The 26,141-nt window shown below is 65.7% G+C and carries 18 protein-coding genes and 2 pseudogenes; 10 read left to right on the forward strand and 10 right to left on the reverse strand.

The genetic code is table 11. From position 1 onward, the window contains the following. Nucleotides 1-766: 766 nt before the first annotated feature. Nucleotides 767-1,189 carry a PadR family transcriptional regulator gene (locus AB0877_RS00825; protein WP_366605436.1) on the forward strand — a complete coding sequence of 141 codons (423 nt, stop codon included), beginning with the start codon at nt 767-769 and terminating at the stop codon, nt 1,187-1,189. Further along, a complete protein-coding gene (locus tag AB0877_RS00830) occupies nt 1,186-2,238 on the forward strand; it encodes a GlsB/YeaQ/YmgE family stress response membrane protein (protein ID WP_366605438.1) in 1,053 nt (350 codons plus the stop codon). Before AB0877_RS00825 ends, AB0877_RS00830 begins: the two co-directional genes overlap by 4 nt. Nucleotides 2,239-2,378: 140 nt before the next feature. Here the strand turns inward: AB0877_RS00830 and AB0877_RS00835 are convergent, their stop codons facing one another. The 5 genes from AB0877_RS00835 to AB0877_RS00855 form a co-directional block, all read right to left on the reverse strand. Continuing rightward, a complete protein-coding gene (locus tag AB0877_RS00835; RefSeq protein WP_366605439.1) occupies nt 2,379-2,540 on the reverse strand; it encodes a hypothetical protein in 162 nt (53 codons plus the stop codon). Nucleotides 2,541-2,609: 69 nt separating this feature from the next. Next, complete coding sequence (locus tag AB0877_RS00840) at nt 2,610-3,359, reverse strand: hypothetical protein (protein ID WP_366605441.1); 750 nt, start codon at nt 3,357-3,359, stop codon at nt 2,610-2,612. A gap of 814 nt (nt 3,360-4,173) precedes the next feature. Beyond that, entirely contained in the window at nt 4,174-5,067 is an 894-nt protein-coding gene (locus tag AB0877_RS00845; RefSeq protein WP_366605443.1) for a hypothetical protein, read from the reverse strand. Beyond that, nucleotides 5,064-7,049: an ATP-binding protein gene (locus AB0877_RS00850; RefSeq protein WP_366605445.1), complete on the reverse strand. Its 1,986-nt coding sequence runs from the start codon at nt 7,047-7,049 to the stop codon at nt 5,064-5,066. The genes AB0877_RS00845 and AB0877_RS00850 overlap by 4 nt, the downstream gene beginning before the upstream one ends. Beyond that, a complete protein-coding gene (locus tag AB0877_RS00855; protein WP_366605447.1) occupies nt 7,043-8,479 on the reverse strand; it encodes a DEAD/DEAH box helicase family protein in 1,437 nt (478 codons plus the stop codon). Before AB0877_RS00855 ends, AB0877_RS00850 begins: the two co-directional genes overlap by 7 nt. A 581-nt stretch (nt 8,480-9,060) precedes the next feature. On the opposite strand from AB0877_RS00855, the gene AB0877_RS00860 reads away from it, so the two are divergent. From AB0877_RS00860 to AB0877_RS00875, 4 genes are read left to right on the forward strand one after another with little or no spacing between them, the layout of a single operon-like run. Further along, nucleotides 9,061-10,278 (forward strand): cysteine desulfurase family protein, encoded by a 1,218-nt coding sequence (locus AB0877_RS00860; RefSeq protein ID WP_366605449.1) that lies wholly within the window; start codon nt 9,061-9,063, stop codon nt 10,276-10,278. Beyond that, nucleotides 10,271-11,380 (forward strand): DUF4007 family protein, encoded by a 1,110-nt coding sequence (locus tag AB0877_RS00865; RefSeq protein ID WP_366605450.1) that lies wholly within the window; start codon nt 10,271-10,273, stop codon nt 11,378-11,380. Before AB0877_RS00860 ends, AB0877_RS00865 begins: the two co-directional genes overlap by 8 nt. Further along, the gene (locus tag AB0877_RS00870; RefSeq protein WP_366605452.1) at nt 11,377-14,952 is read left to right on the forward strand and encodes a hypothetical protein; all 3,576 of its coding nucleotides are present in this window, start codon (nt 11,377-11,379) and stop codon (nt 14,950-14,952) included. The genes AB0877_RS00865 and AB0877_RS00870 overlap by 4 nt, the downstream gene beginning before the upstream one ends. After that, entirely contained in the window at nt 14,949-15,788 is an 840-nt protein-coding gene (locus AB0877_RS00875) for a phosphoadenosine phosphosulfate reductase family protein (protein ID WP_366605454.1), read from the forward strand. Before AB0877_RS00870 ends, AB0877_RS00875 begins: the two co-directional genes overlap by 4 nt. Nucleotides 15,789-15,794: 6 nt before the next feature. On the opposite strand, the pseudogene AB0877_RS00880 reads toward AB0877_RS00875, so the two are convergent. Beyond that, nucleotides 15,795-16,592 (reverse strand): annotated as a pseudogene (locus AB0877_RS00880) (IS5 family transposase). Nucleotides 16,593-17,272: 680 nt separating this feature from the next. On the opposite strand from AB0877_RS00880, the gene AB0877_RS00885 reads away from it, so the two are divergent. Both AB0877_RS00885 and AB0877_RS00890 read left to right on the forward strand, forming a co-directional pair. Beyond that, nucleotides 17,273-18,769 (forward strand): DNA phosphorothioation-associated putative methyltransferase, encoded by a 1,497-nt coding sequence (locus tag AB0877_RS00885; RefSeq protein WP_366605456.1) that lies wholly within the window; start codon nt 17,273-17,275, stop codon nt 18,767-18,769. 25 nt (nt 18,770-18,794) lie between these two features. After that, nucleotides 18,795-19,139: a hypothetical protein gene (locus tag AB0877_RS00890; protein WP_366605457.1), complete on the forward strand. Its 345-nt coding sequence runs from the start codon at nt 18,795-18,797 to the stop codon at nt 19,137-19,139. 184 nt (nt 19,140-19,323) lie between these two features. Here the strand turns inward: AB0877_RS00890 and AB0877_RS00895 are convergent, their stop codons facing one another. Continuing rightward, nucleotides 19,324-20,793, reverse strand: coding sequence for a hypothetical protein (locus tag AB0877_RS00895; RefSeq protein ID WP_366605459.1), 1,470 nt, complete (start codon nt 20,791-20,793; stop codon nt 19,324-19,326). A 142-nt stretch (nt 20,794-20,935) separates the two neighbouring features. Here AB0877_RS00895 and AB0877_RS00900 point away from each other — a divergent pair, with 142 nt between their 5' ends. After that, the gene (locus AB0877_RS00900; protein ID WP_366605461.1) at nt 20,936-21,862 is read left to right on the forward strand and encodes a hypothetical protein; all 927 of its coding nucleotides are present in this window, start codon (nt 20,936-20,938) and stop codon (nt 21,860-21,862) included. A 299-nt stretch (nt 21,863-22,161) separates the two neighbouring features. On the opposite strand, the gene AB0877_RS00905 is transcribed toward AB0877_RS00900, so the two are convergent. Next, nucleotides 22,162-22,878 (reverse strand): hypothetical protein, encoded by a 717-nt coding sequence (locus AB0877_RS00905; protein WP_366605463.1) that lies wholly within the window; start codon nt 22,876-22,878, stop codon nt 22,162-22,164. 348 nt (nt 22,879-23,226) lie between these two features. On the opposite strand from AB0877_RS00905, the gene AB0877_RS00910 reads away from it, so the two are divergent. Further along, nucleotides 23,227-24,372, forward strand: a complete 1,146-nt coding sequence (locus AB0877_RS00910) for a hypothetical protein (protein ID WP_366605465.1) — start codon at nt 23,227-23,229, stop codon at nt 24,370-24,372. Here the strand turns inward: AB0877_RS00910 and AB0877_RS00915 are convergent. Beyond that, on the reverse strand, nt 24,369-25,466 hold the full coding sequence (locus AB0877_RS00915) for a hypothetical protein (RefSeq protein ID WP_366605467.1): 1,098 nt from the start codon (nt 25,464-25,466) through the stop codon (nt 24,369-24,371). The genes AB0877_RS00910 and AB0877_RS00915 overlap by 4 nt on opposite strands. 150 nt (nt 25,467-25,616) lie before the next feature. Then, nucleotides 25,617-25,883: pseudogene (locus AB0877_RS00920) on the reverse strand (IS5/IS1182 family transposase); the annotation flags it as partial. Nucleotides 25,884-26,141: the final 258 nt, after the last annotated feature.

Below are 26,141 nucleotides of genomic sequence, written 5' to 3' on the forward strand. Positions count from 1 at the left end.
CGCCTGCTCCTCGCACCTCAAGGCCACGAGCGGACGAACGACTTGACCTTCAGGCGAAGGTGAGCGTCGATCGTGTCTGCCGCCCGCCACCGTCCCGGCGGACGGCGAACACGACCGACAGAAGGAAACCCGCAGTGTCCCGTGAACGCCTCAGCCTGCTCGCCGCGCTACCCGACGACGTGACCGACCCGCTCCTGTGGCGGCTCACCTCGACGTCACCGCCGCCCACCAACCCGACCAGAACGGCAACTGCCGCAACCTGCAGTGCAGCAAGCACCGCGGCATGTGTCCTGCCGCCCGCACCGCCCGGCACGCCATGAACCTCGCCCGGCGCGCACGCCCAACTGCTACCCCGCACGCGCAGGGACGCACCGTTGCGGCTACGCGCCCACCCGGGGCATTTCACGGCTGGTTCGCTACCGCACAAGCACCCTCGCGACTGGGGGCTGGCCAACCGCCGCGAGAGGCAACCTTGCGATCCATGCCGGCCGCCGCCGCGTAGGAGTACGCGCTGTCCCCGCGAAACTTCGCTGCGGGGGCGACCTGCTGTGCGTGGATGTACCGACCGGCCGGACCGTTCACTACATGCGTCGCCGTGCAAGCGCCTTCCCCGCTGGCCACCGGAGCGCACCCCACGGTCTGAGTGACGAAGGGTCTGCCATGCGCTGTCCGCCCCTGCCGGTGGCCGACCCAGCAACCTCACTTCCTGTCGAACTACTTCACCGCTTCCTCGCCGTTATACCTTCATCGCCGGTATATTGAGGCTATGGCCACACCTACGCCGTTACGGGAACCGACCTTTCTCATCCTGACCGCGCTCGCGCGGGAGTCCATGCACGGTTACGGCGTCATCAGCGACGTCGCTGCGCTCTCCGGTGGGCGGTTGGCGCTGCGGCCCGGCACCCTCTACGGCGCGCTCGACCGCCTCACCGACGAGGGTCTAGTCGAGCGAGACCGCGAGGAGGTCGTGGAGGGACGGCTTCGCCGTTACTACCGGCTCACCGAAGCAGGCAGGTCTGTGCTCGTCGCCGAGACCGAGCGGTTGCGCCGCAACGTCGAGGCCGCCACCCAACGGCTCCGTGCCCGGCCCGCGGGAATCCTCGCCGTCGACCCCGCGTCACGCGGGCGCCTCACTTTGCCCGGACCGACCGCCCACCCCACTCTTCGACCGACCGGAGGCCTGGCATGAACCAGCCCAACCCAGCACCGGAACCTAGGGCCGGGTCACCGTTGGCGTCCCGCTACCGACGGCTGCTGCGGGCCTACCCTGGCGACTACCGGGCCGAGCGGGGCGAGGAGATCGTCGGGACGTACCTTGACACAGTCGGACCGGGGCGGCGCTGGCCCTCCCCGCACGACGCCCTCGACCTCCTCGGTGCCGGGCTCCGGGAGCGACTGCGCGGGTACGGCGCCCTCAGGCTGGCCGCGGCCTTCCCGCTGGCCGCGACCGTCGCGCTGAACACCCTCGTCGCGGTCGCGACCTTCCTGCTCCTGCAGGTCGAGTTCGAAGACCCCCGCTTCGCCAGGCTGGACCCGGTTGGTCCGTTCCAGACCCTCGGCGCTCTCATCTGGCTGGGCTGGCTGGTCGTCGGCCTCACCGCCACGGCGCTACCTGGGGCCTGGACCCGCGCCGCCGCGGCCGGTGGTCTCCTGCTGACTGTCGCCGTGCCACTCGTGGCTACTCTCATCGGACAACCCCGGCCGCCGCTGTTCGTGCTACTTCCCGCCGTCGCGCTTGGCGTCGGTACCCTCGCGCTGCCCTCCCACCCCCGGTGGGTAGCACGTAGCCTGCCGCTACTCACGGCCGGCTGTGTAGCAGCCGTATCCGTGGCATTCAGCGCCGCCGAGAAGGGCGGAAACATGTTCACCTCGTACAGCTCGACTCCTGAGCTGTTGGCCATGGCCGGTGGGCTAATGTTCGCGCTGGTCCTGCTCATCGGCCTCGGGCGCGCCCTACGGGCCGACGACGCCGGGCTCTGGGCGGCTCTTCTCCTCGCCACCCCGGCAGCCCTGCTCGGCGCCGACCAGCTGAGCCAAGGGATCCGGGGCAGCCACGGAGGCGGACCCAGCCCAACAGCCTTCGCCGCCACGACCGGGGCGATCCTTCTCGCGGGCTCGGCGCTGCTGGCAGTTGCCCTCGCCGGTCAAGCCGCACGCCACCGGAGCGTACGCCGACGAGTACTCGACATTGTCTGCCCGACCTGCGGGCATAGGCAGCAGGCGACAGCCGAGGCGTGACCCTCTCTCGGAGCTTTCGGATCTCATGGCCGCAGGCAGCACACCTATCGCTGTGGCGACGAGAGTCCCTGTCGTACCCGACGGTCCCGGTGGTGCCAGCGAAGTCCAGCCAGCACCACCGAGAACCTGTCCGTCGACCGTCAGCCGACAAGGAACCCGGCAACCATCACCAGGAACGTGACCACGGTAATGAAGCAGCCGCCACCTGCGACGATGGCGGCCGACGGCTTGTTCCCAGCCAACCACCACAGCACGCCGGCGGCCGTGCCCGCCAACACTCCGACGATCATGAAGATCGCCAACCACACACTCCGGTCCGACAACAAGACTCCCTGTCCGCAGGAACAACCGGCGGGCGAGGAGCATGTCGGCTACGCCATGCCCAGCAACCGGCCGGTAGGAAAAAGCTCCCTGTGCACATGGTCAGCGGTTGGCCCGCGCGGCACCCTGGGACGAGACCGCATGATCTCCCCGGGCGGCCGAGTTGGCGAAGGCGCCGCGGGCAGACCGCAACGAGAGCGAGCCTTCATGGCCAGCCCGTACAAGACCCGGCCGAGCTCGATGACTACGGCCTGGGCCGCATCCCACAGCGCCGCCTGATGGAACTCCTGCGGCCGGTCGACTGCTATCTCGATGCGATCGCCTACCCGCGCAGCACCAATCTCGATGCTGACGGTGGCGGTCACCGGCGACAGATACCCGATAGCACACCCGGCCGGACCCCAGCTGCCGACACGCCCGTGTTCAGCGACCAGTGCCCCATCCGCCAGCGGCAGAGCTGGCCGAATGGCCACGTACAGACGACCAGAGCGGGTGGCTTGCTGCGCGGCGGCGTAGTGCCGCAGCATCTCGGTATGCGCTCCGGCGCGGCTCAGCGCCCGAGCCGATACTGAGAACCCCTTGGTCAGGCTCATCGCCTGAGCTATGAGTGCCAAGGTCATGCTCTTGCCGGATCCGGTGGGCAGAGAGATTACTGGTGGACGGGGGATGTCTCCGCTCCTGGACTGACGGAGATATGCCTCGCCATCACCCTGCGTCGGCGCCGGTTGCGGCTGTGCGGTGAGGAACTCGCGGAGCGAGGCCACGATGCCCTCGAACTCGCTCCTGCCGCTGCGACGCATGCTCACGACTCTACCGAGCCAACTCCACGTCAACCGGCAGGACCGAACACTCGTCCGAGATGGAGGGTCCGCACTCGAGCTGCCCTCTGCCTGCATCGTGCTGCCTGAGTGATGTCCAGCTGGTGTCGGCAAGTGCGTCGCCGTACCGCTCAAACGGCCATCAGCACGACGAACGCTGCAGTCGCTTGCCGAGGTTCCGAGGGGCCGCTGACCGGCCGTTCGGTGCACTCATGCTTCGTGCAGTTTCCGCTACGCTGATGGACGTCACTCCGGCTCTTGTTCCACGACAGCGTCCGACCGGCCTCCCGTCTCGACGCGTGGAACCACGACCGGCGGCGACGCGGACCAGGATAGAGGGGTGGCGTGGCTAGCAGGCGTTTCGAGGAGCGGCGTGCCGAGATTGTTGAGCACGCCCGTCGGAATTACTTGCCGGATCCTGTAGCTCGTCTACTCGCCGTCGCGCAAGAACCGAGATGCGACGGAGAGTCTTCATCAACGGAATTTGATGCCTGCCTAGCCCGCGAGTTGGACCGCTTGCACGGCAGCCTGGACAGGTTGCAAGGCCTTGCCCCCGGTGGCCTGGGCAGGGCAGGTGGAGCCATAGAGGCGGAAGCGACCAAGGCTGCGCGAACCCTGCTTGCCGCCGCGGAGGCGTCCGGGATGACCGTGGCGGCCGAGTTGCTGCGCTCAGCTCTCGGCCGATGCGCGGTCATACCGCAGCAACCGTCGCGGCCCTCCATGAATCCCGAGTTTCCTCAGCCGCTACGAGTCCTCGACCCGGATACGGGCAGGCCGATAGGCTTGTGGCGATGATTCAACGAATCAGCCGCGTTCCGCCCGGAACCCGCTGGAAGCCAGGCAGGAACCGCGCTATCCAAGCCGCCAGGACCTCCCACAGCAGGCCTGGGTCCTCGACGAGGATCCCCCTGGCTGCGCATAGTTCGACCAGCCGTTTCACTGCCTTGATGGTGGTCAGGTTACTGCACTCCTGCGCGATGCGACCGGTAAAGCCCTGCCGCAAGATAGCTCCGACGTAGGCGTTGAAAGTCACCTCGTTTTCGATGCCGTGGGGCACACCCAACGCTTGCAGCTCGGGCTGCACAAAGTCTGTGAGCTCCTGCTCGCGCTGCCCGGTGTAGACAAGCCAGAGAACCTCGGGCATGCGATAAGAGGGCAGCCAATCCGTGTAGTCGATCGGCTCCTTAGCGGCCTGCAGGCGTGCCGGAGGGAGCGCAGCGGCAGCTGCTAGAACGGCGTCGCGGTCCGCTTCCGTGGCCGTCGACGACGTCGCCCGCAGCACGGAAACCAGCGCAGTTAGGGCCGGATCGCTGACTGACGCCCCGACAAGGATTTCTACGGCGCCAGGCCGGCTCCAACCCAGACCATTCCCGGTGACGTTGGCTGAGCCGACCAGGGCAGAGCAATCAGCCAGGTAGACCTTGGCGTGAACAATCGGGTGCAGCGAGACCGTCCCACCGCGAGTGTTCACCAAATCCAGGATATGCGGGTCGCTCGCTCCGGCGGCGACCTCGTCCGGTCGCCACCGGGTGTACACGTCGAGCAGAGCGTCTTGCGGTAGCGCCGAGAGAATGGGGCTAAGGCCGGCCGTGGTGATAAACGGTGCGACGATCGTCAAGGCGGTGGCCGTGGCAGCAAGTTCGAGGACCCTTACGCCGCAGCGCTGAGGGTCGACGTGTTCCTGCGTCATGCATTACCCTCGCCGTCCTCTTCGGCGCTTTCACCGAAGAGTTCGGCAGTCTTGAATGCGGAGTCTTGCACCGTCTCGGCGAGGCGCTGGCCCCACTGGTCACGGATCTGCTTCCACGTGCCCGCGAGGGGATGTCCCTGGTACTCGTTCTCACAGCGAGCGTAGGCCAGCAAGAGCCAGGTGATGGCATCGGCACTTTTGGTGAGGAGCCTCTTGGCTTCCTCTTCACTCATCGCGGCGATGTCTTCACCGGAGGCGCGCAAAGGATCAATGATGGCCTGGTATGCGGGGTGGGCGTTGTTCAAGCACAGCAGCTCTAGGTTCATGGCCTCGTCGGGCCTGAAGAACGCTGGGACGTGCTTCTCCGCGTGCGTCAGGATTTGGACGGTCACGCCACGCCTGTAGTTCTCGATGATTATTCTGCGGGTCTGATCGGGGACATCGTCCGCCTTGAGTTTCGTCTCGATAGCGCCGGCGGCCTTCACAGGGTCCGGATCATCCGCGAACTTCTTCTCGCCGGGCGTCGGGATGACGGTGGAGCGTGTCTTCTTAATGTTGGAGGCGACACCCGCGATGTTCGGTGGGGCGGAGCGACCTCGCGATGCCGCGTCTCGACCTTCTCGACCTTCCTGCCGCAGAGAACGGACGAGGATCAGCAGCTGGTGGGCCATCCCGTACAGCTCGGCGATCTCGTGCTCTTCGTCGAAAAGGCCCTCCTCCAGGGCTTGTTCCTTCGGCAGATCGTAGGTGCGCGCCAGTTGCAGTGCCTGCGTCAGGTTGGGCACGTCCTGCTTGTTGTTCGTCACCCCGAAGATCTCGTCGAGGTCGGGGCTGAAGGAAAGCTCGACACCCCACCACCGGTCGGTGGCTTCCTCGTTTAGGGTCTGTTCGAGGACGAGCTCGCGGCCGGCGCGTACGACCGAGATCCCGGCGTTGTCTCGGGCATGGCGTCCCTGGTGAGTGTCCTTACCGGGATTTCTTCCCGGTCGGGCCTCGGGCCGGGCCAGGGACAGACGCGCGTGGACCAGGGAGTTGCCTTTGCCGTTCGCACGCGCGATCTCAAAGGTCCGAGAGTTGTGATGGGCAGTGAAGGGTGCGGTGTCGGTAACCGGGACGTACTTCTCCTTCTCGCCGTCCGGGCGGGCCTGCTCCCAGTACTCGAGGGTGCTCTGGTCCGCAGGCAGCAGGTACAGGGGGTCGTTGGGGCGTACGTCGTGGAACTCGATGAGCCCGCCGATCATGTCTGCGTCGACAATGGCGATCTTAATGTGGCGCGGCTCGGAGTTGGCGGTCAGGAAGTTGCGGTAGATCCTCCCGAGCAGGTTCTCAGCGTGCTTGAGGATGGTGCTAGCAGTGGTCCAGCGGACCTTGTCGAGCGTGGACCATCGAATGGCCGTGCCGCCGTAGAGCGGCTGTCCCATCGAGGTGTCCGCGGTGGCATGCTGCTTGAAGACGTCGAGGACCCAGTCGGGCATGGCTTCGTAGCCCGACTGACCGGGGTGTGTCGGCCACGGGACGGTGAGCGTGGATCCCTTGCCGGAGTGTGAGAGTTTTAGCAGATCGAGATAGGTGTGGGAGGCGTTCTCCGGTTGTGAGTTTTGCCAGGTCCAGACATCGGTCTTCTTGCACTGTGAGACGCTGGCCTGCGGCAGGCCCATTCCGAAGCGGCCGATGCCCGATCGGTCGTCGTACTTGCCGGATCCGCCGAACGACAGGGCGAGGTTGACGGCCTGATCCGTCATGCCGGTGCCGTCGTCGATGACCCAGATCTCCTCGGCGCGTTTGGTGGCGCGCCGCTTACCCTGCACCATGCGCTGCACGATGACTAGCAGGACTGTATGGGCCTGACCCCACTGGAAGGAGTTGTCGATCAGTTCAGCGAGGGCGTAGTCGGTGCCCTTGTACCCAGTGTCCCGGATGGACTTAACGGTCTGTTCACCGGAAAGAAGCGGAGCTTCCTGGTGGGTGTCGGGTGTTACCACAAGTCCTCCCAGTGGGTGAAGGCGGCGGCGATAGAGCCGAATGCGGGGACTGCGGGGTCGACCACGGTGACGACGACGGCTTTTCTGTTGCCGCCGGCCCTCGGACCCCGGATGCCCCGGCCGACCATCTGGCTGTACAGCACGAGGGAACGCGTCGGGCGCGCGATCACGACGGCGCTGGTCTGCGGGGCGTCGAATCCGGTCGTCAGCACGCCGTAGTTGACCAAGACGCGAGGGATGGGTGCCGGGCTCTTGTACATCCGTATCGCGGTGTCGCGGAGCTCGGGTGCCGTCGTTCCGTCCACAGCGTCCGCGAGGACACCGACCGCTCGCAGCGACGCTGCCAGCGAGTGCGCCAGTTCTACCGAGGCGGCGAACACGATGATGCGGCGATGTGACTCACTGACTAGCTGCAAGGTGGCGCCGAGAACCTCCTGCATGTAGTCGTCCTGATTGAGGCCGATGTCATCCGGTTCGTCATCGTCGCCGCTATCCGGATCATCGTCCTCCGGCAGGTCTCCGAGGAGCCGGAATTCGGGCTCGGCGAGATAGCCCTGACGGATCAGGTAAGCGACCGGGTTGTCCGCGCCCTCAGCGGCGGTGTCGAGCTCCACTTTCATGTGTTCGAAGAACTCGGCGAGATCCTCGTCCGACCGCCCTCCGAGGAAGGTCCGCCCCGGGGTCGCACTGAGCCCGATGATGGGGGTGACCGGTTGCCCGGCGGCTGAGAGCTGTTCGACCACAGACCGGTAGGTGCGGGCGACCGCTTGATGCGCTTCGTCGAACACGATGAGCCCGACGCGACGACCGAGGGCAGGAATGAAACCGGGGTCGCTGCGACGTGCATGGACGGTCTGCAAACTCGCCACGATGAGGCCGTCGGTAAGGTCAGTGAGGTCGGCGTCCTGACCGCCCCAGGCCGAAACGATCGGGACGGGCCGGTCGCCCAGCAGAGACCACGCCTTGTGAAACTCGCGCGCCGCTTGGTCCAGCAGCTCCCGCGTAGATGCGAACCAGAGGACCACGCGACCTTCGTTCTCGCGCAGATAGTCGGCCACCATGCTCATCGTGGTGCGGGTCTTGCCGGATCCGGTCGGCATGTGCAGCAACAGCCGGGTGCGGCCCAGTCGCAGCAGCTTTCGGGCGCGGACCACGGCACGGCGTTGATGCGGAAACAGCCCGTAGGCTGGCGTCGCGTCGGTCGGTGTCTGCGCCGCAGTGCTGGCGCGCACCTCGGGGAGACTAAGAAATACCGCCACGGCACTCGGATTCGCTAGAACGGCCTTGCTGTCGAGCTGATCCGGGTTAAGCGACAGGCGGGCAGACAGATCGCGCCGTTGTTCATCCGGGAGCTCACCGGGCAACACACCGGCCTCGGCGAGACGACGGACCGCGCTGATGGGATCGCCGAGGCACGCAGCCGCGATCACCGCATCACTAGGTGCCCGCCGAACATGCCCGCCGTCAACGAGGCGCCCGATCGCTCGAAGGACCCGCTCGTCTACGAAGCTCGACGTCCGGCTCGACGTTCGCAACAAGTCAAAGATTGTGTATGTCATCGGCATGCTCGAGCAGCGGGAATCAGGAGAGGAAGGGTCAACGCGGCGGCCACCCGGCGACCTGCTGCGGCGCGCCGGGCATCTGCCATCAAGACAGCGGTGTGGAACATCTCGACGGCATCCTCCGCGCGACTCGCCTCGGGGTCGCTAGTCACGTGGGTCATTGAACAAGATGCCTACGACATCGACTCAGGCGCTCACTCTATCGCGCCACCACGCTCGGAGGGGACCGCGAATCACGGGCGTGCTCGTGCAGCTGCGCCTTCCCCTGCAGGCGTCCGGAGCGGCGTTGACCTTCGATGCGGCGAACCGCCGCGAGCGGCCTACGGGGGCGACGGAACAGAACATGCGTACGGTAATCTTGCCACCCATGATCACGGCTGGTGGCACGCGTCGCGGTTTCCTTACAGGCCACCAGCCCATAAGGTGGGTACCGCGACGGAGGGAGAGGGATGGGCCATACGGCTGTTGATCCACTCATCTACCTCGACTACAACGCCACCGCGCCCGTTCGTCCCGAAGCGTTGGCCGCAACTACCAAGGCGCTGATGGCAGTCGGTAACGCCTCGAGCGTGCACGCGGGCGGCCGGGAGGCGGCCCTTGCGGTCGATCAGGCGCGTGAGCGCGTGGCGGCGCTGTTGACATGCTCGCCGAGCGAGTTGATCTTTACATCGGGTGCGACCGAGGCCAACAACTTGGCCCTTCGGTCGGCCGCAACGCCTGGCCAGAGCCTAGTGATCAGTGCGGTGGAGCACCCGGCGGTAACCGAAGCGGCAGTTGCGGTCGCCGACGCTGTTGGGGGCACGGTTCACACGATTGGGGTCCACCGGGACGGCACGCTTCGTCTCGAGGAACTGGAAGAAGCACTGGCAACTTCACCTGCTCTGGTTTCGATCATGGCGGCAAACAACGAGACCGGCGTCCTAAGCGATCTTGACCTAGTGGTGAAGATTGCGCACGAGGCCGGGGCGCTGGTGCACTCGGACGCGACGCAGCTCGTTGGTCGGCTACCGATCGATCTCCGTAGGCTGGAGCTAGACCTGCTGTCTATGTCCGGGCACAAATTTGGTGCTCCGCAAGGGGTGGGAGCGCTGTTCGCGCGCCGCGGCATAGTGCCGGCAATCCGGCCGTTGATGTACGGCGGCGGCCATGAGCGGGGACGACGTCCGGGAACCCTGAATGTACCGGGCATCGTCGGCCTGGGTGCCGCTGCGGACGCTGCCGCCCGGTGCCTCGATCAAGAAGCGGCACGTGTCCGGTTGCTGCGTGACCGCTTCGAGAATGCTGTCATGACGGCCCTACCCGGCACCCGCCGCAACGGTCATCCTGACCGGCGGCTACCCGGCGTGTCGAGTCTGACCTTCGACGGCCTGCCGGCCGACGCGATGCTCGCCGCCATGCCCGCCATTGCGGCGTCCGAGGGCAGTGCCTGCGCGGCCGGTGCCATGGAGCCGAGCCGAGTCTTGCTCGCCATGGGCCTGAGCCGTGATGAAGCCGAGTGCACTATCCGTTTCTCTCTTGGCTACACCACTACCGATGATGATATTGATAGCGCCATTCGCCACGTGATCGACGCTGAGCGCCGGGTTCACGCTGCCCTGTACCCAACCACCACGACTGCCTCTGGAACCGCCCAGGGGCAGGAAGGACCGCGGAGACACGATGCTTGAAACCAAGCTCAAGGACGTTGCCGAGCCTTCGTTCTCCCGCCATGAGACCTTCCACCCCCGGTTCGGCTGGTTGCACAAGGCGCACAGCGCCTTGACTGACCCCAACATTGGCAGCGACGTGTTTCTGCGCGACAACGCGACGGTGACGCTCGGTGTCGGTAAGAACATGGTCAATGCAATCCGGTTCTGGTCATACGCCTTCAAACTCACCGTCGAGTACCCAAAGGACCCCACGTCCCGGGCGAACGTCGCCTCGCCGACCTGGGAGGCGCAATGGCTGCTCAACGAGAACGGCGCCGACCCCTACCTTGAGGACACTGCGAGTCTGTGGCTGCTGCACTGGTGGCTACTGGCGAAACCCTGCCACACGCCCACTTGGTGGGTGGCCTTCCACGCACAGTCGACGTCCCGATTCACCACAGGCGAGCTCACCGAGACTACGCTGCGGCACGTACGCCTGGCTGGCTGGGAGCCCCCGGTAGAGGCATCGGTAGCTAAGGACGCGGATTGCCTCACCAAGATGTACGCACGCCGACGTGAACCCACCGCGGGTGCTGGCGGAAGTTTCGAGGACTTGCTCGATTCACCCTTCCGGGAACTCGGGCTGCTAGAGCCCACCGGGTCCGGACGCAACAACGCAGCGAGCCGCTGGCACTTCACCAGCAACGCCCGCACCTCATTGCCGCCGGCCTTGGTCGCCTACGCATGCCTGGACTACGCAGCGCGTAGCGAACCCTTGCAGAGTGGTTCCATCGCTCTGGCTCGTCTCACCAATGAGCCGGGTGCCCCGGGGAGGGCCTTCCGGCTCAGAGAGCCGGAGATCGCGCATGCCCTGGAGGAGGTCGCAGGCGAGCACCCGCAGATAACCCTGGTGGAGGGCATCGGACAACGCAGCCTGCGGTTCGAGGGCAATCCCAAGGAATTGGCCTGGGACGTGCTGGACGGCTACTACGGCGGCGTTCGCGCCCGCGCAGCCCTCCCGGACCGGGAAGCTTGGTACGCCACGCAACCACCCGGACTGCTGCGCGAGATGCGGCGACGTGGCCGCACCGACCTGCTCGACCAGCCGACTCTCGATCGACTCGCAGGAGCCCTGGTATGACCGCCAATGGTGCACCGTCGGGCATCAGCCCGCAGACGCCGGCCGGGATCAACATCGTCAGCAGCCGACTGCGGTCGACGAACATCGAACGCGACGTCCGCGACGAGCGTCTCGGCCCCGTGCACATTGGCATCCGGGCACAGGACATGCTGGAACGGGTCACCGCCGCCCTGGAGGACCAAGCAAATACCCGTGCCTGGTCTCTGACCGGGCCCTACGGCTCAGGCAAGTCCACACTGGCCCTGGTCGTCGTATCGTTGCTAGGCCGTGCTGGGAACCGCCGGACGGAGGCCGAGGAGGTCCTCGCGGCGACGAGCCCGATCCTGGCCCGCAGGTTGACCACCGCTCGTGACAGCAGCGCGCCCGACGGATTCATCACCTGCGTCGCCACGGCACGACGAGAACCCCTCCTCGACAGCATCACGCGAGCGCTGCTCGACGGTGCCGCCCGGGCCTGGCACAACGGCAACATGCCCGCACCCGTGCAGGAAGCACTCGCGCCCCTCAAGGCTCCGGGTTTCAGTAATCGGGAGCTTGTGTTCGCCGTTAAGGTCCTCTGCGAGCAGGCGCCGGTCATGCTGGTCATCGACGAGTTCGGCAAGTCGCTAGAGCACCTCGCCTCCCATGGTGAGTTCAGCGATGCCGGCAGTGACGTGTTTCTGTTGCAGGAACTCGCTGAACTCGGTGCAGGCTCCCGCGGCGTGCCGCTCCACCTCCTTACGCTGCAGCACCTGTCGTTCGCCGACTATGCCTCCCGCGCGAGTACGCTGCAGAGCCGGGAATGGGCAAAGGTTCAGGGCCGGTTCGAGGACATCCTCATGACGATCCACCTCGGCGACACCGTCGAGCTGATTCGCCGAACCCTCGACCACGACGGCGTGTCGCCCAAGGGACGCAAGCTCATAGCCCAGCATGCCGCTGCTTCCGCTCAGGCCTGGACCGAACGCGGCCTCCAAGGCATCCTCGCCGCAGGCCACGACACGTTCGCCCACGTGTACCCCCTGCACCCGCTGACAACGGTGGTCGCGCCGCTGCTCGCCGCGCAGATCGGTCAGCATGATCGCAGCACGACCGGGTTCATCGCGAATGACGAACCCCACACGGTGCGACGCTTCCTGCTCAGCTACGCCTCGAATCGCCCCTCGTCGGCGTCCACCGTCCGCATCGCCGATGCCTTCGACTACTTCTTCACCGCAGGCCGCACCACCATCTTGGCATCGGCCAACGCGGGCCGGTGGATGGAGATCGACAATCGCATCGCCGAGGCCAACGGCCTCCCTGAGCAAGACCAGGTCATTCTCAAGACCATCGGCATGCTCAACCTCGTCGACGCCTCTGGCGCCCTGCGCGCCAGCATGGACACCATCTTGTTCGCCTTGAGCGACCCCATCACGCTTAACGACACCGCGGCCCGACAGCTACTTGCCGACCAAGTCGCCAGCCTCGTCGACCGCGGTTTCGTGGTGTACCGACAGTTCAGCGACGAGTACCGGGTATGGCGGGGCAGCGACGTCGACCTCACCAACCACATCGAGCAACTCATCAGCGCCTGCGACGACCACGCCGCGGTCAAGGTCATCTCGGCCTACCTGCCGACCGCCGTCGTGGCAGGGAAGCACAGCCAACGCACTGGCATGCTGCGCCACTTCGTCACTAAGGCCACCGACGCAGGTTCGCCCGAGCTCATCGGGCCGTCCGCCGCTGACGCCGAAGACGGACTCCTGCTGTTCCACTTCGGAGACGAATACACCATCCCCACCGTTCGAACCGACCGCCCCGTCATCGCCGGCGTGACCGCCCACGCCGAGAAGGTACTCAGTACCGCCCGCTACCTCCACGCTCTGCACGAGCTACCGTCCAACGTCGAACTCGACGCCGTGGCCAGCACCGAGGTCAGCGAACGTATCGCGCAGGCAAGCGCCGAACTAGCCACCCGGGTTGCAGAGGCCTTCCTGCCAAGCCAGCTGGCCCCCACCTGGTACCTGCTGCCGGCCAAGGCGGAAGCTGCCGTCTTCACATCTGACGCCGAGACCATCGAAGGTAGAAGCCTCGCAGAGCTGGTCTCCAAGGCGTGCGAGAGCGTATTTCCCTACGCTCCGCACATTCGCAACGAGATGTTGGGCCGGCATAAGCTGACCAGCCAAGCAGCCAAGGCACGGCGTGAGCTGATCATCGCCATGATCACGTCGCCCACCCAGCAGTATCTCGGTATTGTGGGCTACGGGCCGGAACGCGCAATGTACAGCGGCGTCCTGGAGTACCTCCAGCTGCACCGCCCCACCGATCAGCGCGCCGACGAGGACACTGAGCTGCTCCCATTCGGCTTTCACGAGCCGGAGCCCGACAACTCGCTGCACCCGGCTTGGACCGCCATGCAGCAGCGGATGCGGGCCGCGACCGAACAGCCGCTGCGGCTCGATGCCGTCTACGAACTCCTCGAAGCGCCTCCGTTCGGGATACGGCCGGGCGTCACCCCGGTCATCGTGCTGACCGCGCTCATCATCGGCAGCCAAGAGCTCGCCCTCTTCGAGGAGGGCACCTACCAGACCCGACTCACCGAGGCTCTCGCCGAACGCATGATCAAGAGCCCGGAGCGGTTTGCAGTCAAAACCATGGGCGTCCAAGCGGGTCCGCGCAAGATCGTAGTGACCGAGATCGCCCAGCAGATCGGTGCACGGATGCCAGCAGCACCGCCGACGAACGTCCGCAACGTGGCGCCCCTGGCGCTCACGCGTGAGCTGCTCGACCGAGCAAGGAGCCTGTCAGCGTACGCCGATCGCACCCAACAAATCCCCAAACAGGCACGGGCTGTACGTCAGGTGCTGAAAGCCGCTCGCGAGCCCGACACACTCCTGTTCACCGACCTGCCGTCGGCCCTCGACCTCGCGCCGATCCCAGCCAGTGGTGAGATCGACGAGCAGGCAGCGCGTCTGTACGCGGAGTCGCTAGGCAAGGCACTTACCGTGATCAGCCAAGCTGACGAACGTCTGCGCACACAGGTGGTCAAGGCCATCGCCGCCGCATTCCACATGCCCACGAACCTCGGCAAGCTACGTCAACGCCTCGCCGTCTACACCCGACACCTTGCCGAAGTAAACCTGGTGGAGGCAAAACTCCGTGGTGTCATCACGCTCGCTCAAGAGACCACGCTCAGCGACGACGAATGGCTCGATCCGTTCGTTGTACGGATCGTCGGCCGCGGGCTCTCCGACTGGCGCGATGGTGACATCAGTACCTTCACCAACGAGGTCCGCGCTGCCGCTCGCGCTATCGAACGGTTGGCCAACCTGCACCAGCCCACGGTTACGGAACCGACCGACGCTTCGTTCCTTTCCCGGGCGATCACCGTTACCCAGGCCGACGGACACGAGCTCCACACCGTCGTCCACCTCTCCGAGGACGAACGCACCAACGCGCAGGCCCTGCTGCCGGAGGTGATCGCCCTCGCTCGAAAGAAGATCAGCGAGAACGGTGAACGGGCACTGCTCGCCCTGCTCGCCGAAAGTGTCATAGTCGAGAAGGACGCTGGCAGCGACGACGCACCATCCACGCGAAGGAAGCCGACCCGATGACTGCACCCCGGCAACGTACGCCCGACGAGACCCGCCACGTCCTCGGCATCTCAGGCGGTAAAGACTCCTCCGCTCTCGCGATCTACATGCGCACCAAGGTGCCGCAGATGGAGTACTTCTTCTGCGACACCGGCGCCGAGCTTCCCGAGACCTACGACTACCTCAACCGGCTCGAAGCGGCCCTCGGCAAGCAGATCGTCCGACTGAACGCCACCCGCGACTTCGACCACTGGCTGCAGGTGTACCAGGGCACCCTTCCGAGCGCGTCCATGCGTTGGTGCACCAAGAACCTTAAGATCAAGCCACTAGAGGAGTGGCTGGGCGACAGCCGCGCCATCTCCTACGTCGCCATCCGCGCCGATGAAAACCGTCTCGGCTACGTCAGCACCAAGCCGAACATCAAGGCTGTATTTCCGTTCAGGGAAGACGGCATCGACCGGGACGGAGTCAACCGCATCCTGGAAGAGTCCGGGATCGGGCTACCGGCCTACTACGAGTGGCGCACCCGTTCCGGCTGCTACTTCTGCTTCTTCCAGCGCAAGCACGAGTGGGTTGGCCTCGCCGACCGACACCCCGACCTGTTCGAACGCGCTGTGGAATACGAGGAGAAGGTCAACTACCAAGCCACAGCGATGCGCGGCCGCCAGTACACGTGGTCTCAAGGTGAGTCGCTGCGCGACCTTCTCGGACGGCGCGAAGCGATCGAAGAGCGGCATGCTGCCGCGCTCGCTCGCGCGGCGGCCAAACCCCGTCCTAACCTACCTCTCATCGAGGTGCTCACCGACGCCCTCGACGAGGAAAGCGACGAGGCGGGCTGCGCCGTCTGCCACCTCTAAGAACTCCTAACTCTTTGAGTGTTGGAGTCGGCGCCAGCAGATGATGGCGCAGGCGAGGGTGAGGAAGGCTTCGTGGATGTCGTCGCGGATCTCCCAGCGGATGCGCAGACGGCGGAACCAGTGCAGCAGGGCGATGGTCTGCTCGACGACCCAGCGTCGGGTGCCGAGTCCTGACCCGTGTCCGGTGCCGCGTCGGGCGATGACCGGTGTGATGCCCTTGGCTCGTAACTCACGGCGGTACTTGTCGAAGTCGTAGCCCCGGTCGGCATAGATCCGCTCGGGTCGTTGCCGGGGCCGGCCTCGGATGCCTTTGATCGGTGGGATCTTGTCGACCAGGGGCATGAGCTGGGTGACGTCGTGGCGATTGCCGCCGGTCAGTGTGACGGCGAGGGGGATGCCGCCCGCGTCGGTGATGACGTGGTGTTTCGAGCCTGGCTTGCGGCGGTCGACCGGGCTCGGCCCGGTTTTGGGCCGCCCTTGAGGGCCCGAACATGGATTCCATCGATCACCGCCCGGGACATGTCGAGCTGGTCGGCGGCTCTCAGCTTGCCGAGCAGGACTTCGTGCAGGCGTTGCCACACGCCGACGTCATTCCAGTCCCGCAACCGGCGCCAGCAGGTCATCCCCGACCCGAACCCAAGCTTGGGGCAGGTACTCCCACGGGATCGCGGTGTAGAGCACGAACAGGATCCCGCACAACACCTTGCGGTCGTCGAAGGGCTTACGGCCCGGGAACCGGTGCCGCCGTGGTGGTCGGGGCGGCAGCAGCGCTTCGATCTCGGCCCACAGGTCGTCCGAGACGATCCACGGCGGCTGCTCACCCCTCCTCACGTTCAGACAGAACGACCCTCACGTCCCAGAGTCACGCCCAACATCATTTCGTTAGGAGTTCTAAGTGTCCGCGTCGAGCGATACCGGCAGGAACAACACATCGGGGTCCCGCGCCAACCTGTTGTACGGCTGGTGCCACCATGCTCTGGCTGCTTCTGTGTCCGCAAAATCCCCGACCGCAGCTGCACGGCGGCTTGCCGTATGGACGATTAGCCCAATCACCATCCCACCCGCAGGTTCCGGTTCCGATACACCGAACAACGCGGAAATTAGCTTCGGTGGCAATCGGACCAGCTGATCTGGGTTGCGAAAGGTGCCGGTCGACCGCTGTACGTCTGAGGGCGGCATTGCGGCTGCCATAAATTTAGCTTCTCGGCCATCGGAGTGCGTAACCAGAAAGGAAACGCGGTTTGCACCAGTCATGCGCGCCTTCAAAATCACCGTAGCTCCAGTGGGTAGCCCTTTCGTTGGACAGTGACCGCTAATTATTCGATCTAGTCAAGTCGGCCATGCGACTTCGGCTTCTGCATAAGAAACTACGTAAGCGTACCGAATCGCTAAGGGCGGTTCGGCAGAGTTGGCGAAGCGACGACGAACGCCTCTTGCAGCCTGTACGCTTCGGGCCTCGACTTGAACCGGCAGAATCGTGAGTCATGGACAGCGCCAAGGCGATCCCCCGGCACCAGACAGCGATTGCCCGTCGGCACCTGTCCAAGCCCATCTCGCTGGCAATGGCCGACGGCATCCTGAGCGATAAGTCGACCTTGTTCGACTACGGCTGCGGGCGGGGCGGAGACGTCGCCCGCCTTCAGGCCATGGGCTACACCGCCCACGGCTGGGACCCGGGACACAGCCCCAACGCCGTACGGCGCGCGGCTGACGTAGTCAACCTCGGGTACGTCATCAACGTCATCGAAGATCCCACCGAGCGGGCGCAAACGCTTGCATCAGCCTGGGCGCTAGCCCGGCAGGTACTCGTCGTGGCGGCCCGCTCCGAGTGGGAGGCGCGAACGATCACCGGCCACCGTCACGGCGACGGTCTCATCACCAAACGCGGCACCTTCCAGAAGTTCTACAAGCAGGAAGAACTACGCAACTGGATCGACGTTCAGCTGGGCACCCACTGCATAGCCGCCGCTCCCGGCATCTTCTACGTCTTCCGCGAGGACGCACACGCCCAGACCTTTCTAGCGTCACGTGCTCGGCAACGACCCGCGGCCGTGCGCCGGCCACGGATTCGGCAAGCCCTCTACGACGCTCACCGCGAGGACATGGACGCGCTGGCGGCCTTCATCACCAGTCGTGGCCGACTCCCCGAGCCGGAGGAGGTGCCCGGAACAGCAGGTCAACTCCTGAGCGCCTTCTCTTCGCTGAGACAAGCCGCAGCGATGTTGCGGGGTGTTACCGGCAGCCAAGACTGGGACAGGGACCTTGAACGAGCCCGTCGTCAGGCAGAGCGGGATCTCCTGATCTACCTCGCACTTGCCACTTTCAGAGGCCGACCCAAGGCGTCCGATCTACCAAAGGGGATAGCGCTTGACGTACGAACGCTATTTGGATCCTACCGAACTGCCTGCTCCAAGGCAGACGAACTGCTTCACGGCATAGCCGACCAAAGAGGTTTGAATAATGCGTGCAGTCTCTCTCATGTCGGAAAACTGACGGCTGACGCCCTGTACGTACACGCCACTGCGATCCAACTGCTAGATCCGCTTCTCCGTGTATACGAAGGATGCGCCCGAGCGCTCACTGGGACGGTAACAGAATGTACCATCATCAAGTTTTCGCGAATAACGACCAAGGTCTCCTACCTGTCCTATCCAGACTTCGATAAGGCGCCACACCCCGCATTGGCGACATCCCTAAGGGCGGACCTTAGGAAGTTGGATGTCAAGTTCACTGACTTCCGCCGATCAGCGAACCCGCCCGTGCTCCATCGCAAAGAATCGTTCGTCCCCCTTGACTACCCCGGCCGTGACAAGTTCGCCCGGCTGACCAAGCAGGAAGAGCGCGCCGGACTGCTGCATGAAACCGCGACCATTGGGACTCATGCTGGGTGGGAGAAAAGGCTACAAGACCAGGGCTACCGGCTGGCTGGGCACCGCATCATCCGCACCACGACGGCGACCGCCCCTTCGGCCTTCCAGTAGTCGACGCCGCTTGCAACCTGTCTGGTTGGCGAACGAAGAGTCTTCGCTGGCGCTCGGCCAGCCTTTTCGTCGTTGCGCGCAGGTGTTGAAGCATGGTGCCATGGATGCCCTCCCCGGCTGCGCAATGCCGCCCGCCTCGGTGCAGGGGTTGTTGGACCTGCTCGAGAAGGCGGAAGGATCTGTGCAGGTTCTGGATCCGTCGGAAGAGGTAAGGGCGGCCTGGCGTCGGCTGGTACATGCGGTGCCGTCTGGAGGGCACATCCAAGGCTGGCATCTGGTTCACCGCGGCCGCAACACCGGTGACCTGGGTATCGAGCTACGGCGGGGCCGCCACCCAAGCAAGCAGTACCAGCCGGGAAATCGCTCATGAGTGCCGGTCCCAGAGCTCCTGGTGGATCCTCATCCGCCCAAGCGGTGCGTGGAGCGAACAGAAACTCGTCATGCTCACGGCCACCTGTGCGACCACACCGTCACCTGGGACGACCGCACCCTCGCCCCAGACGGGTGGGCCGGCTCAGTCGTGAGTGTGTCGGCTGATCGCTGGGCATCGTCCTCTATTCCTTCACAGGACGATGCGGGCTCCATCCGTTCAGGTGTGGGCGTAGATCTTCCGGGCTCGGTTCGATGGTGAGTGCGACGGTTGTGAGCGCGGATTTACCGACAGTAGGGTCGATCTCGTCGGCACGGGCGCGCGCCCAAGCCAACCACGCGGTGAGTTCGCTGTTGCTGTCTGTCTGACGGGCGGAGGCGTGTTCGAGGGCGTCGCAGAACGTTCGCATCTCTGCCGCGTTCCGCCACTGTTGCATCGCGGTGTTGAATGTCGTCCTGCGGTGCTCCTCCACGGCGAGGCGGCGGGCTTTTGTGATGGCGTGCTCCCACCGTGCCCTTCGTTCGATGTCACGGCGGCGACGCTCCTCGGCTGCCTGTTGCTCGGCGAGTCTCGCCGCTGCTTGCCGCTCCTTTTCGCGCTGCCGAAAGGCTGCGGAAATCTGCTCCTGCTCTTCGATGGCCTTGATGATGTCGGCGACGATGCGGACGGCCTGCTGTTCCAAGCTCTTGGCCGCGGTGTCGCGCCAGGTGAGGCGCTGGCCGGATTGGGACTTCCTGACTTCGAGCCGGAGGCGGCCGGTGGCTACCTTGTCGAACTCCGGGATGTCTGCCCAGGGACGGAGTCGCTTTGTTCGCCGTTCGTCGGCGGTAAGCAGGTGGGGCACTTGGTCGTACTCTTCGAAGATATCGAGCGACCGCCGGGCGCCGCCGAACTTGAGGAACGGTTTCGGGTTTTTCGTGCTGAGGTCGACACCGACGCGGCATTTGCGGTCCGCCCCGGCACGGTCGAGCGTATGAAGCAGACCAATCACCCGGGGTATCGATTCCGGTGCTACCTGCAGGTTGGTGGGGTCCTGTTCGAGAGCGCTGTAGTCGGCCGGCGACGGGATGCGGATGTCGCCTTGGTTGAGCCGTAGCCGGTTCCAGTCGGTGTCGTAGGGTTGCGCTGCCGAGTAGAGGCGAATGACGAGGTCGCCGGTGTTGCGGCCAGTGTGCCGGAGATCGTAGCCGACTGGCACGAGTTTGTGCTGCTTAGCGGCGTGGATGGCACGCCGATAGCTCGCACGCGTGTCGGTGTCCGGGTCCGACACGACCACAGTGCCGCCGTCGGTCTGAAGCCGTTCGATCAGCGCGGTCGCTTCTTGAATCACGGACGGCCGCGCCGTCGGCTGGCGGCCCTTTCCGCTGGAGGCCGCCTGCGTGGAAGAGCTTTCCGGAAAGATGCGGACCGTCGCCATCGCCGTGCCGCCCACGGCCGGGTACCGACCGTTGTCGAGGTAGTAGCGGCCACGCTCGGTCAGGGCGGCGGACCACCGGCCGTCCCGACGCGACACGGTGACCAGGCGGCGCCCCTGCAGCGCCCTCGCGGTGTGTTTCGCGCCGTCGCCGGGCATGTCCGCGTCGGGGCATCCAGCCTCTACCCAGCGCAGCACCTCGACTTGGTGCGATTTCAGCGGGGCGGCGATGTCGACCATCGGCCAGTTATACCAACGGCTCAGCCCTCGGCATAGGCTCTCATCATCCTGCAGGTGTCGGCCAACGGTCGACGTCAGAGTGGTACTGCGCGCGCGAGCTCTACTGTCTGAGGGCAGGATCGGCATCCGAGGGGCGGTTCAGGTGGCGTTCGATGCATCGCAGTACGTCGTCGGTGACGAATGGGCGTACCGCCTTCGGGACACCGCACCGTCGGAACGCGTGCGCATCAAGGCTGTCACGCCGAAGAAAGTCACGGCGAGCATCGAGGTGGAGTTCCTCGACGGCGGTCGCCGTGTGCAAACCGTGCCGTCGACTCGGCTGAAAGTCCGCTGGTCGGATGTCGAAGCCTATGATGCCCAACAGGCGGGCTGGCAGCGCATCGACGACTTCGAACTCGACCCCGTCGAACGAAGCGCGGTTTACACCGTCTTCTCCGCCCTCATCCCCGAAGATGTGGCGGAGCTGGACTGGCGTCCGGTCGAGAACGCGACAGTCATCAAGGACCGCACGAGACTGAAAGAAATCCTCCGAGTGCCCGTCGAGGAGATCCTCGCGAAGGTGCAGTGGTTCACCACCGGTGAAGGCACGGTTGTCTCGCCCACCGGCACCGTCATGATCGCGGAGGTCGCCTGCCGCGTTCACTCGCCGAGCATCCTGGAGCATGTGATCGAGGAGGAGGTCGAGGCCCGGCACAAGTGCAAACACGGCGGCCCACACCCCATCCGCAAGGGCGAACAGTCCAGTCCGGAATGGGAGTATCGGTGGTACCGCAAACACGTCCGACCCGAGCACGAGCTTCTGCGGCAATGGTGCGGCCACCGCGCGGTCGCCGCCCACGAACGCCTCACGGCCGCTGAGGCGGAGAACCATCGCCTCGACCTGCTCGTCGTACAGCTCATCAAAGCGCTTGACCTTGCTGGTGAAACCGCGCGAGCCGAACAGTTCGCCGAAGAGCACGAACGCGACCGGATCACCCCCTACCTGGCCCGCCCTGTCGTCGACCGCCCACTGCACTGGTCTGAGATGCCCGTACGCCAAGTCCAGGTTTACCGGCGTCGCCGCTGGTAGACAGCCGTCCATCGCAGTCGCCACACGACACCTCAATAGGCCGCTGCGGGGCGAATCCCCCGGGCCCGGCGGCACCTCCTATCCGGTGCCGTGCCGTGCCGTGCCGGCCGGGTGACAGGAGGGCCCCAGTGCCGGCGGTGCAGGGCTCGTGCGCGGTGTGGGACGGTTCCGGGGGCGGGGCACCAGCTGTGGCCGGTGGTGTCGTGGGCGATCTTGCAAGGAGCCCATCACGACGCTGCGAGATGAGTCGGTCTGCTCTCACCGGAGGGCGGTGCGTCTGACCAGGTCGGGCTGGTAGATCAGGTCCCGTTCGGGCGGGCCGTGAACTCGGCCCGCCGCTGCGCCTCTGCGGCGGCGATCATCGTCTTCTCCTCGGGCGTGAGGTGGACACGGCACGACTCGATCGGAGTCGGGTAGGCGATCGCGTCGGCTTGGCACGGTCGCCCGGCTCGAGTAGGCCTGCCACAGATCGGTACTCGTCTGCGTTGCTCGCGTCGCAGGGCATGCACCTGCTCGTCGAGCAGTTCGTTTTGCCTGCGGAGCTTCGAGACGGTGTCCCGAAGCTGGCTCATCTCCTGCTGGAGGCGCTGGTACTCCTCGCCGCGGGCGCGACGGACCCGGTGCTTGGACGCTCCGTTGCAGCGATCGCCCGGGGCGGCGCCGCACTGCGGGCACGGCCAGTCCAAGTCCGGATCCTCGACCGTGACGATGCCCTCAGGCAGCGTGCGGGCTTCGACACCGCGACCGAGTTCGACGTTGGAGAACACTGTTTCTCCGAAACACACCCGGCGGAATCCGCCTTGTGGGCCGACGACTAACTCGTTGATCGGTCCGTAGACCTCGATGGCCTCCTCGACGGTCAGGAGGTGGGTGTAGGCGATCGGGCCTGAGCCGCCGTACAAGGTGCCAGCGACGGGTTCGCCGACCGTCAGCCAGGCGACCGGCTCGCCGCAGTATCCATCCCAGGCCACAGGGCGGCCCTCTCGGTGCAGCGGCGATCCGTCATCTTCCACCACGCTGGAACCCCCTATCCAACGATCAACTCAGGTCGCTGACGCAGGAGTCTAGCGCGCAAGGCTTTGCGGCAAGGTCATCGAGAATCCGACTTATCTCGCACGTGCCGAAGGTGACCACGTGGGCACATCCGGGGGCACCCGCATCGATGGATGCTCCTGCTGCGCCCTTATCGCGGTGACCGCTGCTAATCCATGAGTACGCACCGTCTGCCGGCCCGCCTCTGCTGTCGCCACACCATCTCACCTGGGGACGACAACCCCCTTCCTCTCATGCCACTCACCTGGCAACCCGCGCCGACCTCACTCACCCGACTACAGGGCCGACAGCATGGACAAGACCAGTAGGAGGTGCCTCGCGGCGGCGAATTCGGCCTCGATTCAGTCCAATCGAGTCGCGACGCGAGAACCAAGTCGGCGCTGTTGTCGGTGCACCAGACGCCCACCTCGGACGCACGGGTTGAACGACGGATGTGCGAGCATGCTCTTATGGATGCCCTGCCCGGCTCCACGAAGCCACCCGCTTCCGTACAGGGGTTACTGGACCTGTTGGAGAAGGCGGGCGGATCTCTGCAGGTTCTCGATCCGCCCGAGCAGGTGCGGGCGGCGTGGCGTCGACTTATCCACGCGATGCGCTCCGGTGGGAAGGTGCCGAAGGGCTGGCATCTGGTTCACCGGGGCCGTGACGCCGGAGATCTGGTCATCGAGTTACGGCGAGGCCGTCACCCGAGCAAGCACTACCAGCCCAAAGCCCGATCGTCGGCCCCGATCCCCGATTCGCTGGTGAATCCGCACCCGGTCGTTGACGGGTTGCGCGATCAGCCGAGCCGCTTGCCGGCCTCTGACGAAAACCGGTCCAGGGCATTGCTGCTCCTGCAATCGATCTGCAAGGACGCGGAGTCGCGGGGGTGGGTCGTCCGCGTCGGCAAGGAGGCGCTGCTGAGCGTGGTCGTGAATGACCAGCCGATCGAGGTGCGGATGCGAGAGGAGAGCGGATCCCGCTGGACGCTGCGCCTCGTGCTGACCGTCACCGACACGGACGGTGGAGTCGCCGAGTGGAAGGACTACGCCCGCAAACGCCTCGAACACGAGTTGCCCGCCGTCCTGTCAGACCTGCGCCAGCGGGGCCGGCGGCTCCACGACCGCCGGGAGGCGGCCGTGCGGGCGGAGCAGCGGCGACTGCAGCAGGAACGCGACCGGGTGGTCACGTCGCACCGTGACCAGGTCCTGCGGGATCAGGTCGGCGCGTGGCTGCTGGCCGGGGACATCCGCTCCTACTGCGGCGACCTCGTCGCCGCTGGGATGCCGCCCGAGGACCCGTGGCTGTCGTGGGCTCACACCTACGCGGACGGTCTGGATCCGCTGGCCGACCCACCCGGCGTCCCCGACGATCCACCGCCAACAGCGACCGCCCCCCGGCGGCGGCACGACGAGAGAATCAGCCCGCCGCCACCGCAGCGGCCGTGGCATCCAAACCGCCGCTGGTACCACGGCTAGAGCCAGTGCCCCGCCGGCAGGTACGGCCGTAGGTCGTCGCGCTCGGGTTTCGGGGTTGTCGGCATGCCCTCTCGGTTGAGGCGGGGATCCACCTGGTCGGCGTGCGACAGGATCCATTCCGCCCAGGCCCGCACCTTCTCGGCGCGGGCCGGTCGCAGGTCAGCGGCGACGGCAAGCAGCGCGGCGGCGTAGGCGCGGGCTTCGTCGGCGAACTGCCGTTCAGCGATACGCGCCTGGATGGTCGTGCGGCGGTGGTCCTCGGTGAATTGGCGCCGGGCATCGGCCTCCCGCCGGTCGCGCTCACGCATGCGCTGCCGCTCGCGGCGCTGCTCGGCCTCGCGACGCTCGATCAGCAGGTCAGCCCACCGCTCGATATGGGTGAACACCTCACCGAGTTGCTTGTGCAGGGGCTTGTCGGGCGTGTCGGTCCAGGTGTCGTAGCCGCGGCGCCGTGCCGGGTGCGTCTCCTTGATCGTCAGCCGCAGTGGTTGGCCGCGCTCGCCGTAGACCTGGATCGGGAACTCGTCTCGGTCGATGCGCAGGATCAGTTGCCCGCTGTCATAGCGGTCCCGCTGGTTGTGCTGGAACTGCGTCTCGTAGCCGCGGAACTCGGCCTCGGTGATGATGGCCTGCCAGATCTGCCGCATCCGCTGCAACGGCCGACGCTTGTTCGGCATCAGGTACGGTCGATTCTCGTAGATCATCCGCTCGGGGTGGTCCAACGCCTCGGTAAGGTCCTCCACGATCTGGTGCGGGCGGCGCACCGTCGGGGGAGCCGGGACGATTCGTCCCAGGAACTCCTGCGTGCGGGGCCGGGGACGCGGCGGAGCAACCCGGGTTGGCTGAACCGGCTGCGGCTTCGCGGGCGCTTCCACGCCGTGTCGGTCGACCTGGACCAGCAGCAGCGACATCGCACCCGGCGACGACGACGTGCGCAGCCGGTGCGGACCTGCTCGTAGGAGCCGCAGCTTGGCTGTCTTCGCCGCGTGCCGCCACGCCTCAAGGGTCGCCTCGTCCAATCCCGTCAACTCGAGCCGGCCGCCCGCAGCACGTACACGGTCGAGAACCAGTTCCGGTGTCACCTCCACGGCCAACTCCTAGCGATCGATCTCGGTGCTCGGGCCAGCGTTCTTGCTGCGTCGATTCTCCCACCGGTTGTGGTTGCGGTGCCGGACCTCAGCCGCAGGCCGCTTGCCGGATCTGGGCTCTTGCACGCTCAGCACCCTTGCGTCTAAGGGGGTGTCTCAGTTGGTGATTTTCGCGAGTCGACGGTGGCAGATGAGGATGGCGGCGAGGTCGGCGAAGGCTTGGCAATGCTCGGCTTTGCGTTCGTAGCGGCGCGCGAGGCGACGGTTGTTGGTGAACCAGGACAGGCACGACTCGACGATCCACCGGTGCCGGCCGAGACGCTGGGAGGACTCGACGCCTTTGCGGGCGATTCGCACGACGATGCCCCGGCGGCGGACCTCGGCCCGGATCGCCTTGTGGTCGTAGGCCTAATGAGCATGCAAGGGCTGGTCTTGCCCGGCTCGTTCGGAGATCTCGCGTTGTAGCCCGCGCGGTGAGCGCTTCGACAAGACCGATCCGACACGGCGGGTCCTGGCAGGACCGGCCCTTGTGCAGTGGTAGTCACTTGCTTGAGCCGCTCGCGTGGGCCACCTCTGGACGGGCCTGGATCATCGAATCCTTCGACAACGGTGGAGGGCCACGCGGGCGTCCACGGTCACTTCAACGCTGGTGGGATGGTGGACCGAGAGTCCTTTCATTAG

Origin of the sequence: Micromonospora sp. NPDC047644 (genome assembly GCF_040704315.1) — a bacterium.
GTDB lineage: Bacteria > Actinomycetota > Actinomycetes > Mycobacteriales > Micromonosporaceae > Micromonospora.